12 protein-coding genes are annotated in these 15,146 nt (G+C 59.8%); 5 read left to right on the forward strand and 7 right to left on the reverse strand.

All coding sequences use genetic code 11. The features are described 5' to 3' along the window. Positions 1–372 precede the first annotated feature (372 nt). Both ARGLB_RS24220 and ARGLB_RS21030 read left to right on the forward strand, forming a co-directional pair. On the forward strand, positions 373–807 hold the full coding sequence (locus ARGLB_RS24220) for a hypothetical protein (protein WP_245531581.1): 435 nt from the start codon (positions 373–375) through the stop codon (positions 805–807). Positions 808–1,090: 283 nt separating this feature from the next. Next, positions 1,091–1,465 carry a PH domain-containing protein gene (locus ARGLB_RS21030; RefSeq protein WP_003806143.1) on the forward strand — a complete coding sequence of 125 codons (375 nt, stop codon included), beginning with the start codon at positions 1,091–1,093 and terminating at the stop codon, positions 1,463–1,465. 84 nt (positions 1,466–1,549) lie between these two features. Here the strand turns inward: ARGLB_RS21030 and ARGLB_RS21035 are convergent, their stop codons facing one another. Both ARGLB_RS21035 and ARGLB_RS21040 read right to left on the reverse strand, forming a co-directional pair. Continuing rightward, entirely contained in the window at positions 1,550–2,551 is a 1,002-nt protein-coding gene (locus ARGLB_RS21035; RefSeq protein WP_003806144.1) for a nucleoside hydrolase, read from the reverse strand. A 33-nt stretch (positions 2,552–2,584) separates the two neighbouring features. Beyond that, entirely contained in the window at positions 2,585–4,015 is a 1,431-nt protein-coding gene (locus ARGLB_RS21040) for an MFS transporter (RefSeq protein WP_003806145.1), read from the reverse strand. Positions 4,016–4,157: 142 nt separating this feature from the next. On the opposite strand from ARGLB_RS21040, the gene ARGLB_RS21045 reads away from it, so the two are divergent. From ARGLB_RS21045 to ARGLB_RS21055, 3 genes are all read left to right on the forward strand, one after another. Next, positions 4,158–5,027, forward strand: a complete 870-nt coding sequence (locus ARGLB_RS21045; protein WP_003806146.1) for a ribokinase — start codon at positions 4,158–4,160, stop codon at positions 5,025–5,027. A 23-nt stretch (positions 5,028–5,050) separates the two neighbouring features. Next, complete coding sequence (locus ARGLB_RS21050) at positions 5,051–5,536, forward strand: GNAT family N-acetyltransferase (RefSeq protein WP_043420139.1); 486 nt, start codon at positions 5,051–5,053, stop codon at positions 5,534–5,536. Between the two features lie 591 nt (positions 5,537–6,127). Further along, positions 6,128–7,582 carry a DNA cytosine methyltransferase gene (locus ARGLB_RS21055; RefSeq protein WP_003806149.1) on the forward strand — a complete coding sequence of 485 codons (1,455 nt, stop codon included), beginning with the start codon at positions 6,128–6,130 and terminating at the stop codon, positions 7,580–7,582. A gap of 120 nt (positions 7,583–7,702) precedes the next feature. On the opposite strand, the gene ARGLB_RS21060 is transcribed toward ARGLB_RS21055, so the two are convergent. From ARGLB_RS21060 to ARGLB_RS21075, 5 genes are read right to left on the reverse strand one after another with little or no spacing between them, the layout of a single operon-like run. Further along, entirely contained in the window at positions 7,703–8,557 is an 855-nt protein-coding gene (locus ARGLB_RS21060; protein WP_003806150.1) for a DUF6339 family protein, read from the reverse strand. Between the two features lies 1 nt (position 8,558). After that, a complete protein-coding gene (locus tag ARGLB_RS21065; protein ID WP_003806151.1) occupies positions 8,559–9,437 on the reverse strand; it encodes a hypothetical protein in 879 nt (292 codons plus the stop codon). Then, positions 9,424–11,262, reverse strand: coding sequence for a hypothetical protein (locus ARGLB_RS23420; RefSeq protein WP_139023439.1), 1,839 nt, complete (start codon positions 11,260–11,262; stop codon positions 9,424–9,426). The genes ARGLB_RS21065 and ARGLB_RS23420 overlap by 14 nt, the downstream gene beginning before the upstream one ends. Then, positions 11,259–12,251: a PD-(D/E)XK motif protein gene (locus ARGLB_RS21070; protein ID WP_003806153.1), complete on the reverse strand. Its 993-nt coding sequence runs from the start codon at positions 12,249–12,251 to the stop codon at positions 11,259–11,261. Before ARGLB_RS21070 ends, ARGLB_RS23420 begins: the two co-directional genes overlap by 4 nt. Then, on the reverse strand, positions 12,248–14,881 hold the full coding sequence (locus tag ARGLB_RS21075) for a Z1 domain-containing protein (protein ID WP_217491557.1): 2,634 nt from the start codon (positions 14,879–14,881) through the stop codon (positions 12,248–12,250). Before ARGLB_RS21075 ends, ARGLB_RS21070 begins: the two co-directional genes overlap by 4 nt. Positions 14,882–15,146: the final 265 nt, after the last annotated feature.

The raw sequence follows: 15,146 nt of genomic DNA on the forward strand, positions 1-15,146 counted from the left end.
ATGGGGGCATAAATGAATACGTTCTTTCGCCGCAGTGAAGCACGGAAGATTATCAGCCATGAGCTTTCTACCCCGGTAGGCGCCGGGCCACGACAATGGATTTCTCAACACCGCGCTAGAGGTGCGGCCGTGGCGCTCGCCGTCCTGCTCTCAGCAACGGCATGCGGAGGTCAATCGGCTGCTTCAGTTTCAACGCCTCTGGCCACCGAGCCCGCATCCCCGAGCGCTACGCCGACACCCACTCCAACTGCACCGGCATCATCCGAGTGCGTCACGGAAAATGCGACCGAAGAGTACTCGCCGAAGGTCTTCATCTGCACGAAGAGCGACGCTGGAGAGCTGCTGTGGATGGAGCAGTCAGAATCGAAACGGGTGACGGACGCGCGGGCGGCGGCAGCGAAGATTGCTGCCGAAAAGGCCGCTGCTAAGAAGGCTGCTGCCGAGAAGGCCGCCGCCGACAAGGCAGCCCAAGAAGCGGCGGCTAAAGCCGCCCAGAAGCAGGCCGCCGCGGAGGCGGCCCGCCAACAGGCTGCAGCCGAGGAGGCGAAGCGTCAGCAGCAGGCAGCCGCCGCTGCTGCCGCTGCCGCCGCGGCGGCGCAAGCCCAGGTGCCCGTGCAGCCTGCCGCCCCCGCAGCTCCGTCAGGATGCGATCCAAACTATGCAGGGCCCTGCGTGCCCATTGCGTCAGACGTGGATTGCGCGGGGGGAAGCGGCAACGGTCCCGCGTACGTAGGAGGACCGGTCACCGTCGTCGGATCCGACATCTACGGTCTCGACAGGAACGGTGACGGCGTAGGGTGCGAGTAGTTCCTGGCCAGTCTCTTGCTAGCAGGCCCGTCGCCTATGGCTTTCAAATGCCGTGGGCGACGGTCCCGCATCAGGAACGTCTGGGATTTTGAGCCCGCCCCAAACCGAGTTTGTGGGTTGCGGATGGCCTCGGCGATCCGTGAGTAGCCGCCAACCCGGAGCGGTGAGCCGGACTGGGCCTCCACCGTTCGGGAGCGACCCGTCCCTCAGCGCGTCAGCAAGCCTGTAGCCAAGGCATTTGAAAGACTGACCCGGTTCGTAACCAAGGAAGAGGGGGCTCCCCATGGAGGCAGCAGCAGTAACCACGTGGATGTTCGTCGAAGAATGTCCGATTCCACATGACGTTATGGAGTTGATGCTCCCCGGCGAGCAGCCCGTCTCCGCCTACAGGACTTTCCGGGACAGCGCCATCTTTACTACCAAGCGCATGATCGTGCGCGACGCCCAAGGAATCACCGGAAAGAAGGTGGAGGTCTACTCCCTGCCGTACACCGCCATCAACATGTGGTCCTCCGAGAATGCCGGCAAATTTGATCTCGACGCCGAATTGGAGCTTTGGACCCGCGCCGGTCACATCAAGATCAAGGTGGGCAAGAAGGTGGACGTACGTCGTCTCGACATGCTGATCGCGCATTCGGTCATCGGATCTCAGCACTAATAAGTGCCCTGAATCGAAACGGTGGGAGGACACCCGAAACTGAATGTCCTCCCGCCGTTTCCGTGTCCAAAAGCGTCGACGGATTCAACCACCCACGAGGGCGGTTTCGACAGGCCCGACCACAGGGATTTCGAAGTAGTTCAGCAGCCTCTCCACCAAATGCGGCGCGAAGTCGTCCTCCAGCGACAGCACCACACGGCAGCGGGCACCGGGCTGTTCCGGGTAGTCCATGTAGAGCCCGCGCAGGTCACAGACGGTCTGCCCGCGGCCTGGCCCGGAAGTCGTGTCGACGTCCACATGCACCACCGGGGCAACGGCAGCCGTAACGGCACCGACCGCGAGCGCGGCGGCGAGCGGGTCGTGCATGGCGGAGCAGGCGCGGCCGAAGATGCCCTCGTAGAAGCGGAAATAATAGCCCAGCATCTCCCCCAGCGCCCGCGGCACGGCGCCGGACGAGGCGAGCAGCTCCTGCCGGTGGTTCTCCTCCAGCACGTTGGTCATGGTCACGTCCAGCGGCACCAGGGTCACGTTCCAGCCGGCGGACAGCACGACGGCGGCGGCCTCGGGGTCGTTGGCGATGTTCGCCTCCGCCACGGGCGTGAGGTTCCCCGGGGCCAGGGCCGCGCCGCCCATGATGGTGATCTCCGCAACCAGCTCCGGCAAGGAAGGCTCCAGCCCCAGGGCCTCGGCGATGTTGGTCAGCGGGCCGATGGCCAGAACCCGCAGCGTGCCGGGGTGCTCGTGCGCGAGCCGCACCAGCATCTCCGCCGCCGTCTCCGGCGCAAGCGAAACAGAGGACGCAGCAAGCGACACCTCGCCGATGCCGTTGGCGCCGTGCACCCACGGCGCTCCCCCGCCGAAGGAACCGGCAAGGGGGTCGTGCGCGCCGAGGGCAACAGGAATGTGCGCGTGCCCGGCGAGCTCGAGCAGGTCCAGGCTGTTGCGGGCGCCGACGGCGGCGCTGACATTGCCGCTCACGGCGCCGATCCCCCGCACGTCCGCCTGGGGCGAGGCGAGCAGGTAGGCCAGGGCGAGGGCGTCGTCGATGCCAGTGTCGCAGTCGAGGTAGAACGGGAAGCTGGTCATGGGAGTGGTCCTTCTTTCAGTCAGGGGAGAGGTTTAGAGGGTTTCGCCCTTGGGGGCGGCGACGAAGAGGCTGACGATGAACGCCGCCGCCGTGATGGCCGCAGAAATCCAGAGGGCGGTGGCGTAGCCGGCGGATGTCGCCTGGGCGGCGAACGGCGCAACAATTACGACGCCGAGGCTCGCCCCGATGCCGAAGGAGGCGCCGTTGATGCTGGGCAGGGAAGCGGGTGCTTCCTTGGGCGAAAGCAGGACGGAGAGTCCGTTGATGGCAGTGAGGAAGAGGCCATTGTAGAAGATGCCGAGCGACGCGACGGCGATCATCACCGCCACTTGGTTGCCGGAAAACAAGGCGGCCGCCACCGCGCAGGCCAGGCTCAGGGCGGTGCCCGTGCGGAGGGTCTTGATCCAGCCGCGGCGGCCGGCGAGCCAGCCGGCCAGCGGGGCGGCGAAGACGCCGATGAGCGCCGCCGGGGTGAGGAACAGCAGTGCGGACAGGGACGGGCTGAGCCCGAAGCCGGAGCCCTTGTCCTGGCTGAGCAGCACCACGGTGAAGTTCATGACGGCGAAGATGCCGGCCAGGGTCAGGACGGTGGTGGCAATGACGGGCCACACCTGGCGGGAGCGCAGGTGGTGGACGGCGATGAGCGGGTGGCTGCGCCGTTTCTCGATCATCCAGAAGGCGGCGAAGGACGCAATGGTGCCGGCGAGCAGGGCCAAGGTGCCGGGTGCGGTCCATCCGGCGGCCGATCCGCCGGAAACGAAGTAGGTGATGAACACCAGGAACACCGAGAGCGAGCCCGCGCCCCACCAGTCCATGGCGCCGCGGACGTGCTGCGGCCGCCCCTTCGGGACGGTCCTGAGGATACAGCCGGCGGCGACGGCGGTCAGCACCAGCACGACGACGAAGATGGACCGGAAGCCGAGGGTCTCGGACATCAGGCCGCCGACGTAGCCGTCCACGCCCCCGATGCCGCCGTTGATGGCGGCGATGATGCCCACGGACGTGCCGAAGACGCGCGGCTGCAGGTTCTCGCTGAGCACGATGTAGGACAGGGCGAAGACGGCGCTGGACACGCCCTGCAGGAAGCGGCCCGTGATGAGCAGCGGCAGCGTGGGCGCCGCGATGCAGAGGATGGTGCCGGTGCCCATGATGGCCAGCACCAGCAGGAGAGCGGCACGGCGGCCGATGAAGTCGCTCCACCTGCCGATCACCGGGCCGGCGATGGCGCCGGCGAGGAAGAACATGGACTGCACGGGGGCTGCGGCGTCGGGTGCCTGGCCGAAGCTGGCGGCAATCTGCGGCAGCGCGGGGGTGACCATGCTGGCGTTGAGCTGGAAGGACAGCACGCCGAGGAGCAGGGTGGAAATGAGCAGGGCGGCCGGGCGGCCGGCAAGTCTGTTCACATCAGTTTCGCTTTCGACGGCGGTGGGCGGCGAGATACTAGCTGTAACTGGGGTGTTCACATCAAACTCCATTGTTCTCTGCAGGGGGTCCTGCGGATGGGAAATCAGTTGTTATACAACCATGTATGACGAACAAGTACAACCATGCCGTACACTATTTCCTAATTCAGCCGCCCCTGGCTCGACCTGATAGGACTTCCTTATGAGCACTCAGCTTCCTGCCGTCACCGTCGTCGGCAGTATCAACCTGGACATCATCGCCACCACCGACCGGCTCCCCACCGCCGGCGAAACCGTCGGCGGCGGCGTGCTGCAGCAGCAGCCGGGCGGCAAGGGCGCCAACCAGGCCGTGGCCGCCGCACGGCTCGGCGGGAGTTCGCGGATGATCGGTGCAGTGGGCGATGATGCCCAGGGCCGCCTGATGCTGGAGGCTCTTTCCGGCGCTGGCGTGGACACTTCGGACGTGGCGGTGCTCGACGGCGACGCGACCGGTACCGCGCTGATCGTGGTGGACCGTGAGGGCGAAAACCAGATCGTGGTGTGCCCGGGCGCGAATGGTGCGTTTTCGTTGGAGGGAGTGGAGTTTGGGCCGGACGAGGTCGTGCTGTGCCAGCTCGAGGTCGGCCTGCCCGTGGCGCTGGAGGCGGCCAGGAAGTCCTCCGGGTTCTTCGTCCTGAATGCCGCGCCCGCGATGAACCTGCCGTCGGAGCTGCTGGAGCGGTGCGACCTGGTGATCGTCAACGAGACGGAGTTCGAACTGATCCCGGCGCTGGCCGAGGCGAAGCTCGTCGCGGTGACGTACGGGAAGGTCGGCTCGGCGATGTTCGAGCACGGGCGGAAGGTGGCCCAGGCGCCTGCCGCTTCCGTGGCGGTCGCCAACACGATTGGCGCGGGTGACGCGTTCTGCGCGGCGCTGGTCCTGGCGCTGCGGAGCGATCTGGACTACACACGTTCTCTGGCCGTGGCGAACGCAGTGGGTGCCGACGCCGTGGGCGACCCGTCGTCCCAACCGCATTTGGCCCAGCTGCACCACTACTTGGAGCGTACTGCTCCGGACCCGGACGCACGGTGAGTGTCGCGCTGCCGGCGACTGTCATGCTGCGGCGGGCAGTCCCTGCTGACTTCCCCGAGGTCCGGCGCATCACCCGCGAGGCGTACCTGCGGGCCGGGCACTTCGCTGCCGACCATCCCTACATGAGCGTCTTGGAGGACGTGGAGCACCGCGCCGAGCACGCGGAGGTTTGGGTGGCGGAGGCCGCCGGGAAGGTGGTGGCGGCGGTGACGGTGACGTTCGCCGGCCAGCCGTACAGCGAGATCGCCCAGGACGGGGAGCTGGAGTTCCGGATGCTGGCGGTGGACCCGGCGCATCAGGGCGGCGGCGTGGGCCGCGCGGCGGTGCGTCAGATTGTGGAGCACGCCCGGCAGTTGAACGGCATTGAGGCGATCAGCATCACCAGCGCCACGTTCATGGAACGCGCCCACAAGCTCTACCGGTCTCTGGGCTTTCGCCGCGCACCGGAGCGAGACTGGTATGTGTCCGGCGAGAACATTTTGCTTTGGGTGTTTCGGCGGCAGCTGTAGTCCGTGATGTTAGAGCCTGTCGAAATTAGTCAGTGTGAGCGGTCCGGATCATCCACTTGAATGTACAGGGGCTAAGGCACGGCTTCGACAAAGGTGGCCTCATACCAAAGTGAACCGAACAGTCCGGTTCGTGTGGCATGCTATCTTTGCCGCCCACGGACGTAGCTCGGACTTCTCAGCAGCGGAGGTCATCTTAGTTTCAAAAGGTCTGAAAGATCGAACAGTTGCGGCGCCCCGAACACATTTTCGATCCGATTGATAATCCAGGCATGCTGCATGCCAAAAGGTTTACCGGATTCCCCGTGATGGCGATTGGCCGTGATCAAGATGAGGCATTTCACGTCATGTTAGCCCTGCAGGCTGCGAGGTTTCCAGACAGGTGTCGTAACGGCTGTGCTTCCACATCGGGCAACAGATATCAGTACCGTCGGAGGTGCGGCAGTAGTTGCAGGGCACAAGCAGCTCATAGTAAACGAGTCCCACAGCCACAGCTCGCTGGCCCGCCGTCCGGCGACAAGGACTGAGCGAGGGGCGTACCTACTTTGTCCGTGGAACTTGGTATCCTGGAGTGTCGAATATCAAGGGGTGCACGTGTTTCCAATCATTGATCTCTTCGCTGGGCCGGGAGGCCTGAACGAAGGATTTTCTAGCGTACGGGACGAGAACGGTGCCTTCGTATATAAGACCTTGGCCTCGTTCGAGATGGACAGCTTCGCCTGCCAGACCCTTCGCTTGCGTGCCACCTACAGGGAGTTAGTTCGGTCAGAGAGGGACCTTGGGCCTTACTTTGACTACATCCAAGGTAAGAAGAGTTGGCAGTCCATTCTCACCGGTGACTTTAGGGATGCATACTTCGCTGCGAAGACTCACGTTTATCAAGTCGAACTGGGTGCAGAGAACCGGCCTGAAGTAGATGACTTCATCGAGAAGCAACTTGGCTCCGAATCCAACCGAGGGCACTGGGCCCTGATCGGCGGGCCTCCATGCCAAGCATATTCGTTGGCTGGCCGATCGCGTCGCAAAGGTGACGAAACCTTTGTATCGGATCACAAGCACTTCCTGTATCGCGAGTATCTCCACATCCTCGACAAGTTCAAGCCGACCGTATTCGTCATGGAGAACGTGAAAGGCCTGCTCTCGTCCAAGAACGGCGAAAGCAGCATGTTTCAAACAATCCTCGGAGACCTTGCCAACCTCCCAGGCGGCACTCACTACCAGATCCGCTCACTTGTAGTCGATGCAGACCCAGCAAACCTGGAGCCCTCAGACTTCATTATCAGAGCGGAAGAATACGGCGTCCCACAGAAACGCCACCGCGTCATCTTGCTCGGTGTGAGGAGCGACGTCGCTCCCCGGGTACCGCGACGCATCCTCAAAAAGGCGGATGGCGCCGTGACAGTTCGCGCTGCACTGCAAACGATGCCCAGTGTGCGTGCAGCAACGTCTTCCCGTCGCCCGAAAATCGAGCTCGACTGGCAAGCAGTTCAAGAGCAAGCCTTGAACGAAGTGCGATTGACTGAGATCACCAACAAGGTTGAACCCGTCAAGTCTGGGACCCTAGCTATCGATGCATACGAATCGTGGATCAGCGAAGAGGCACTCGATACCCCTATTCAGCACGTTCCACGTGCACACATGGTCTCAGACTTGGCTAGGTACCGTGTAATGGCCGAACTAGCCGGACTTTTGGGTAAGAGCCCAAAGTACACGGATCTGCCAGCTGCACTCCACCCTGAGCACAAGAACATCACTCGTGAAGGGACGCCTTTCACGGACCGCTTCAGGGTGCAAGTCTGGGATGCTCCATCCACCACCGTGGTTTCACACATCTCTAAAGACGGGCACTACTACATCCATCCGGATCCTGAGCAGACTCGTAGTTTCACCGTTCGAGAAGCTGCCCGTCTGCAGTCATTCCCAGACAATTACTTCTTCGAAGGGCCGCGCACGCAGCAGTTCCATCAAGTGGGCAACGCAGTGCCACCTCTCCTGTCAAAGCAAATTGGCGACGTCGTAGCGGAAATGCTGGGCTTTCTCGACGAGTAAGAAACGGCGAACGTTCACGGTTGGTCCACTACAGAGTTGGTAAACCGCGCGGTTTGAGGCCTGGCCGGAGTCCAGAGTTCCTGCTCTGAGGGGCGGGAAGCGCTGTGTTCAACTGCTTCATCAGAAGATTGGCCAGTCCGTTGCGAATGCCTTCTCTTGGTCACTTTTCTCTTGGGCTCTCTTCGCGGACGGCGTTGCCTTGCCCGGCAAGTCGAGGGCCTCTGCAGACTCCAAAAATAGCGACGCGACGAACTCGTCTATTTGTTCAGGTGTCATTACGAAGACGGACTGGATTGCCATCCTGCGCAGTAGTCGTTTGGTGACGTCTCGGAAAAGTACCATCCGTCGGCTCATGTTGGATTCGGATGCAAACGCTAACAATCGATTTCCTAGGGCTCGAGAGAGCAGCGGGTAGCCGCCTATGCGCGGCTTCTCCAGCAAGTTGACAACCTCGTCTTCGCCTAGCTTGCCTGCCAGCTCCACTCCCAAGAGATGGACTCGCCACCACAGTCGTCCAATGGTTGTCCTGGTCATGTCAAACAAGCGTTCTTCGGAAATGCTCCACTTCTTGTTCTGACTGTTGAATCTTCCATAACGCCACAGAACCACGTCTGGCACCACCGCCGTATTGATGAAATTCCATACATCGATCGACGACGCGTCTGCGGGGAGGATTGCCATCTGGGCGTGGATCTCCGGACCGACGCTTCGGTCGAACTCGACTAGGACTTTGCTGCTTACATGTGACGGGAAGCCGTATTCTTCGGCTATACCATGAATCTTCGATCTAAGGCTCATGAGCTCCACTGCAGCAGCGCGCTGCCGCGCAAGCGGGTAGTACTGCGCCTGAATTTTCGTCAGATCTATCGAGGCACCAATCTCCGACAAACTCTGCGAACGCAGCTGTTCCCATGCCAGTGATGCTTCATATAACGGCATACGGGGATAACAAAGCAGTAGTTGCGGCTCCCCCATACTACTTTCCACCAACCTTCGCTTGCAGTTCTGCTTCGAGCCGTCCCGGATCTTCTTGATACCGCTGCTGAACTTGGTCCAGGGAATCGCCCAGAAGCCGGATCACACTACTCAGGACATGTCCGAGTGATTCCTCCGGATATGCAATCTGGAGGCTCAACTCATCGTTACTGAGCGCTTCCCGAAGCAGCTGACGCATGAAGTCAATTTCGAGAAACCGTAGCCATATCTCTGATTCCGTCGAATCTGCGTCTTCCAGCATTCTGGAAATGGATGAGTTGTCCACATTCAGCCACAGCCAAATGGCTGCCGAGGCGCTGGCCGCCAGATCACGCGTTGTGAGTCGAAGCCACCAAAGGGAGCTATCGGAGCTTACAATGCCGTGGTCAGCGAAGCTGACTGGCAGCATTGGAAGCCTCGGCGCTACACCTTCCAAGGTGATTTTCCGTTCGACCCTAAATACCGTGTTTCCAAGCCTCTTTGGTGCGAAAGGGCTGTCACTATGATCAGCGTCTAGCAGCGAGATCTGGAACTCAAGCCACAAGGCCCCTGAAATCTGGCTGCCTGGTACAGTCAGATAGATTTGCTGCCGGCCACTCCGCACATCGCGAACGTCCGACGTAATGATGAGCGGTGTGCCTGTTGGACGCGCGATGATGACGGCGCCAAGGCGCGCATTAGCCGAAAGTCTTAGGCGCTTCAATGTTGTTTCAAGATCAAGCTCGAAAGAACACTTGACGTAGATGTCGTCGTAATAGGTCCAGTCTTCTGCCGAGGATTCGCCATCGGCTAGCGGTGTATCACCGGCAGAAACCTCCCATGCAAGCGTAGATACGTCGTCGACTGGCAGGGTTAGGTGCCCTAGGCTAATTGCCTGCAATTTCGAGCTCCTCTACCACAGCTGTGACGCGGATGGCAGCGTCAGAAGGCTGTGTGAATATGGCGGTAATCTCGTCATCATAGGGCACCGGAACGGTCATGACCTCTTGGGACGACAGTTGACCCGAGGATGATACCCAGCCAGCGAAACGAGGAATCTCAGCATTTACTGGGCGCTCCGCTTCGTTCCCTCCTGACTCAGTCACAACGCGTGCAGCGACTCTAACCGCCAAGGAATTTCCCGGCCGCCCCCCGCTCAGAGCGAAGGTGTACTTCGCGACCATGGCTCCATCCAAGAGGTCAAGGGACGCTTGGGCAACTTGACGCACCGAGGCCTTTCTCGGTCGCCTTGTCCCAGGACCACTTGGAACCGTAGGCGGTTGCTCTTCAGCGCCCGTTCCCGCGAAGCCGGACAACAGGTTGCCCAACGCTGCCGCCACACGGGAAGCGCCCTTAGTGGCAACTCCGTTGCCGGGCTTTGCGCCTTGTGCGGCAAGATTTCGAAAGGTTTCCCGAATATTGTCCAAGGAAATTCGCACCGGGTTTGGTGCACCCTTTTCGGCGGCAGCCTTCTGATACACCCAGTCGTCATGAGTTACGGGTTCCGATTTTGCAAATGTCGTGTTCATATCAGGAGCCGAAATGAACACGCCAAAGATTGGAACCGCGTTCGGCTGGGAGGCGACAGGAAGGTATTTCACAACCATTCTCGGATCTCGCAGAAGGGCCACTGAGTTCTCAAGTTCAGATCCCGTAGCCAAGGGAGTGTGGCTGACACGATGAGTTAACAGACCCAAGTGACGTTTAGGCCTCTTGCTCTGAATGGGCGTAAACGTCGTCTGCCAGTTGCTCTCGTAGTCGGGAGAAAGAATCCGCTTGCGTCCTTCGACGTAGGCCGAGGCAAACTCGCGGTAGACGGGATGGTCTAACGGCTGTGGGCTGGGCAATGAGGCGCCGTCTGCCGTGAATCCAAACTGAATATTCGGACCTTTTCCAAGATCCAAAGCGTGCGGCCACGCCCATTTTAAAGCGGCTTCCGAAATTGTCGCTACTCGGTCACGCCCGTTCTGGACGCCCGCAAACTCCGGCGCGATCACCATGATGCTCGTACCGGTGTCTTCACGGGCTGGGATGCGCATGCCCAGGCTTTCGGCTAGCGCGCGAGCACTCGGACCCACGAGCGGATCCACAATCCCGTCAGCGCCGGGCACTCCCCACCAGTTTCGCCCCGTGTAACGGCTCTTGCCGTCGTCGTAGTCGCCGTCACCTCCGGAAACACCGATCAGGCGTGGTTCAATGGCACCGCCACAGTGCGCTTGGGAATAGACGAGGCAAAGACCTACTTGGCTGGCCCTGTACAGGACACCCTTGCCAAGACCATAAGTTCCGCCCTCGAGGCCTTTGGAAGTTGAACGGCCAAGGTTTCGAACGAAATCCACGAAGTCTCGACGCTCTCCTGGAGTTCCCGAAACATCGGCCCGGATGGGGCCTCCCAAGCCGCGCGTACCTGAATCGGAAATAACCAAAACGCGAATTCGATTGCCAAAAACGTGGTTGCTCAGATGACTTGATCTACAATGCGGAGGAAGCTCTCCAAAGACATCCTTAGTCAAAATGCGAGTTTGGTCCTTCGACATTTCATATTCATCTACATAATAAGAGATGTGGCCGTTTCTGTCGGCCCTGGCATCCCAGCTGTTCTGTAAAGACTCCCGCAGTACAAGATCCCATAGTCCAAGTGAGGTACGCCCGATGGCGTTATCCGCGGACCGCGCATCCAAACCTCCGTCTGCACCGTACTGCTGCCTATACAACGACAGCGTCATTCCTGCCCGCCGTTGGCCAGCGTGACGTGCGACAAATCCAAGTTGGCCTTCGTCATGTGGCCCAAATCGATTGAGTAAGAAATGTCGCCAAGCCGTTCGATTGTTCCTGTCGGACGTAGGGTTTCAGCGGTAATGCGGGGGAAGGTGTCGTCTACCAGGAACGAACTGTCAGACAGAGTTGAATACTTGAATTCCTCGTATACCGACGAATCAGCGTCCGAATAGCGTGCCCCGCCAAGCGCTGTCAGAAGTCCTAGACGGGAAACTCCTAGTTCTACCAACTGGCGTACCTTGCCAGGAACGGACGTTCCGTTCGGAGTACGCTCTAGTTGAAGAGCGCGAAGGTACAGCTCCCCTTGGTTCGGTGCAGCTAATTGACGGCCACCATGGATGGTCACCACCATGTTGTTGTGGTTGGTTGTGGCCTTTACTTCAACCGAACAATCAGCGAACACGAAATCGTGACGGTTCCCTTCGGGGCCCTGCCAAGACGACAACGCCTGTGATCCGTGGCATTCAACCAGCTGCTGAAGGACGATGAGCTCTGCCATAATTCCTGCCAGCTGTGCAGGTCCGAGGAGGGCTCCCCTATCCGTCTCGAAGAGACTTCTCCATCGTTCAAGGGTTACTGATATGGCGGCTGACGCCTTTCCGGGATCGAGTTCTACCGCCTCCAGAACATCGTCTGCCAGCAGCCCGAATTGGTGGTGCAGCTTTGCGTCGATGCATCTGAGGATCACATAGGGCTGCTGGATGCCATCAACTGTGAGCTCGAGCGTCTGCATGGACAAAGATCTACTATGCCAGTCCAGCGGACCGTCTTTTAGCGTCCCCAACGGGACGAGTACCGTTGGCCGCCCACTGGCATCCACGGCGCAAAGTACCTCGCCGTCTGCCGCAAGAACGCCAGTCTTCCGGGAATGGAAGCTTCCAGCAGCCGATACGTCTTTGGCCAAGAAATCGAACACCGAAGCCGACGACTCCCTCATGCGGTGACCAGTTCGTCTTCAGCAGCCTTCGCTTCGTCCAATTTATCGGCTGCTTCCAATTCCTCTTCCAGGGCCTCGAGATATTCGGCGTCGACCTTGGCTGCGATGTAGTCAACAGCTGATCGGGGATTGCGTGAGTCAGGAAACATGAAACAGAGCCCAATCACATCGGCCGCTGCGGACAGCGGAACGCGCCGGTTCTCCACGGGTCCTTGGGCGGATTTGCCGGGATCGGGGTCCGACTCCTTGCCGATGGGGTATATGCACAGAAGGCCCGTTCGTTCCGTCTGCCGCAGTTGGCGGAATTGCAGCAGCTGCCGGTCTGTAATTTTATCTGTGGACTTTAGGTTCAGCGACTTGCGGAGGAAATCCAAGTCCACTCCAAGGTCAGCGACGCGGTCAGATGTTGATGCAATCGCCTTCAGATTAGCCGTCCCATCGTCGCTGGGGATGTACATCTTTTTGCGGCGCAAAAGCCGCACTTTCCCCTTGAGTCCGAGGTCCAGCTCCTCCTCGCCGTTGTAAGGCTCCATGAGCACAACATCCCAGCGTTTCAGATCACCCTCGGCTCGTTCTTTTTCGATGTAGCGGCGGATGGCGTCCTTGTCGATGGATTTCGCCGCTTCGTGGACCTGGTAGCTCGCCAAGAGGTTCAGAATATGGTCGGCCGAAACGTCTCGGAATCCGCGTCGAGAGGCATCGAGTTCGTTTTCGTCGTGGCCTTCGCTAATAAGCCGCTCGAATAGGGTTTTGGTTGCGGTTATATTTTCTTTCAACCACCCTTGATCGTCTTCTTTGAACATGATTGTCTGCACACGTCGTCCCGAATAACTTACTTGCGCTTTGACAGCGGAACGCATTTTGGCGGCAGACGTCACCGACATTTGAGGATGCGTACGGATTTTGACCGGGAGTTCCGCAGGCGTTTTGCCCTCGGCCTCGTAGACTTGGATCTCGGCGCGAATTTCTGCTTCAACAACTGACAGCATGAAGAACCAACTCTTCAGCTCAGAACTCATCCATATACGGATTAGGTCTTCGTAGCCGACTCGGTACCCAAACCAGCGTCCCATCTGGAGTAGCGTGTCGTAAGCCGATGAAGCCCGAACAAAGTAGCTCGACGTCAGGCCTTCCAGCGTCAGTCCACGGGAGAGTGTGTTGCCGCCGATGACGATGGCGGTCTGAGGGTGGTCCTTGTCGTATTCCAATCGGTCGTTGGACTGATAGTTGTCCACAATGACTTTAGACGCGCGAGCTGTCTCGATAAGATGCGGCATCAGATCATCAAATGCGATTGGCTGATTGCCAAATGAGTCTGCAGTCACACGTGCCGACTCGGAGTCCCAAAGGTCGCGAAATATGTCGAAGGCCGCTGGGGCCTCGTTGACCAGCCCCGCCCTAAGCCCGTCCAAATGGTCGACGACAGCTTCCGCCGTCTTCTCATGGGCTCCTGCCAACATGGACGTGTGGATGAGCATGGAAGAGTGCGCAACTTTTCCAGCGCGAAGGCGCCGGGCCGCGGTGGCCAGAAGGAACCAGCGGATTGCAGCATCCATTGCATCGGGCACCTCAGGGGACCACTGTTCCAGAAGGGTCTTGTTCCTCGGCGGACGAACGCCGTCAACCTCCGACTCGGAAATCAACCGGACCACATCCAAGCCATCATCCACGGAATCCTCGAGACTCTCCCCTTCAAGCTGACCGAAGATTCTTTCCGCACCGAAATAGTTATCGGGACGGGGCAGATCCACGATGAAGTCGCGCGGGTAAAGGTCATGCTCGACGCTGGGATCGATAAGAAGATTCGCGAAAGGCGTCGCCGTATAGGCTATGTATGCCGCCTTCGGGTTTGATAGGAGGTCGCGGATTAGACCATTAATTGTCGATTGACGCTTTGTTCCTACGTCGATGGACGCTTGGTCAGCCTCGTCGTCGATGATCAGAATCGGACAATTTTGACGCGTAGTCACGGATGCCGTCTTGATCCACTTGTGGAGGCGCCGAAGCCTGGCGGGATTCTTCTTGACAACAGCAATCGATCGCATGGACGTATTGCTGAGAATGGCATCGGCAGGGGTGGTCATACTGAAGTCCAGGTCGACTGAAGTCAAGGGGTTCCAGATGGAATTGCAGGGTTTGATCAAGTAGTCGTTGATCCTGTCCTGCGTCTGCGTTCGCAGGTTTTCGGTTGTTCCAGTGAGAACAATGATGAGCCGATACCCCACATCGGCAGCCTTCGCAACAACAGACATGAAGTTCGTCGTCTTGCCACTCTGAACGTAGCCAAGCACAAGCCCCCTGGTTTTGATGGACTCCTTGCCCGGAGGACTGCCTAGACCAATCACCTTGGAGGACGCCGCGTCCACGCCGTCAACGGCAGCCTCAGGCAGTTCCTCAAGCAGCCTGGATTTCAGCGTCGGCCAGACCACATCATCGTTGCGAGGACCGGAATACCAAAAGCCGGCTCTCCGCTCCTTTTCCGCCAAGATTTCGGGGTCGGGAAAGTCTTTGATGAGGTTCAGTCGGTTCTCGTAGAGCAACCGACCGGCATGAACTAATTCGCCGGGCGCGTACGCCAAGGCGGTCTGCGCCCCCTGAAGTGTCATGCCGCCTGCTACTAGTGCGGCCACTGTGTCCGCCATCCTCTCGACGTCTGCGTCGGAGTACTCCGGTGCCCCCATACCTAACCCCATATTCCTAATGTGTGATTTACCGAACTCTGTCAGATGTTAGCTGCACTACCCAGCGGAGACACAATGCCGCGCTTCAGCGCCCGTCCGGGCAGAACTCGCCGAACAGGGAGCGTGCAAAGCGATGGCGCGGTCTGCCGCACCCTAGAACCCATCCTCGAGTCGAGCGTTGAGGTTTTGGAGTGCGAGCTTGTGCTCGTGGAAG

The organism is Arthrobacter globiformis NBRC 12137 (assembly GCF_000238915.1).
In the GTDB taxonomy this organism is placed as follows: Bacteria; Actinomycetota; Actinomycetes; order Actinomycetales; family Micrococcaceae; genus Arthrobacter; species Arthrobacter globiformis.

Coding starts and splice junctions, on each gene's coding strand:
- ARGLB_RS21030 (WP_003806143.1), top strand. CDS start 1,091: ATGGAGGCAGCAGCAGTAACCACGTGGATGTTCGTCGAAGAATGTCCG.
- ARGLB_RS21045 (WP_003806146.1), top strand. CDS start 4,158: ATGAGCACTCAGCTTCCTGCCGTCACCGTCGTCGGCAGTATCAACCTG.
- ARGLB_RS23420 (WP_139023439.1), bottom strand. CDS start 11,262: ATGACGCTGTCGTTGTATAGGCAGCAGTACGGTGCAGACGGAGGTTTG.
- ARGLB_RS21035 (WP_003806144.1), bottom strand. CDS start 2,551: ATGACCAGCTTCCCGTTCTACCTCGACTGCGACACTGGCATCGACGAC.
- ARGLB_RS21070 (WP_003806153.1), bottom strand. CDS start 12,251: ATGAGGGAGTCGTCGGCTTCGGTGTTCGATTTCTTGGCCAAAGACGTA.
- ARGLB_RS21050 (WP_043420139.1), top strand. CDS start 5,051: ATGCTGCGGCGGGCAGTCCCTGCTGACTTCCCCGAGGTCCGGCGCATC.
- ARGLB_RS21060 (WP_003806150.1), bottom strand. CDS start 8,557: ATGGGGGAGCCGCAACTACTGCTTTGTTATCCCCGTATGCCGTTATAT.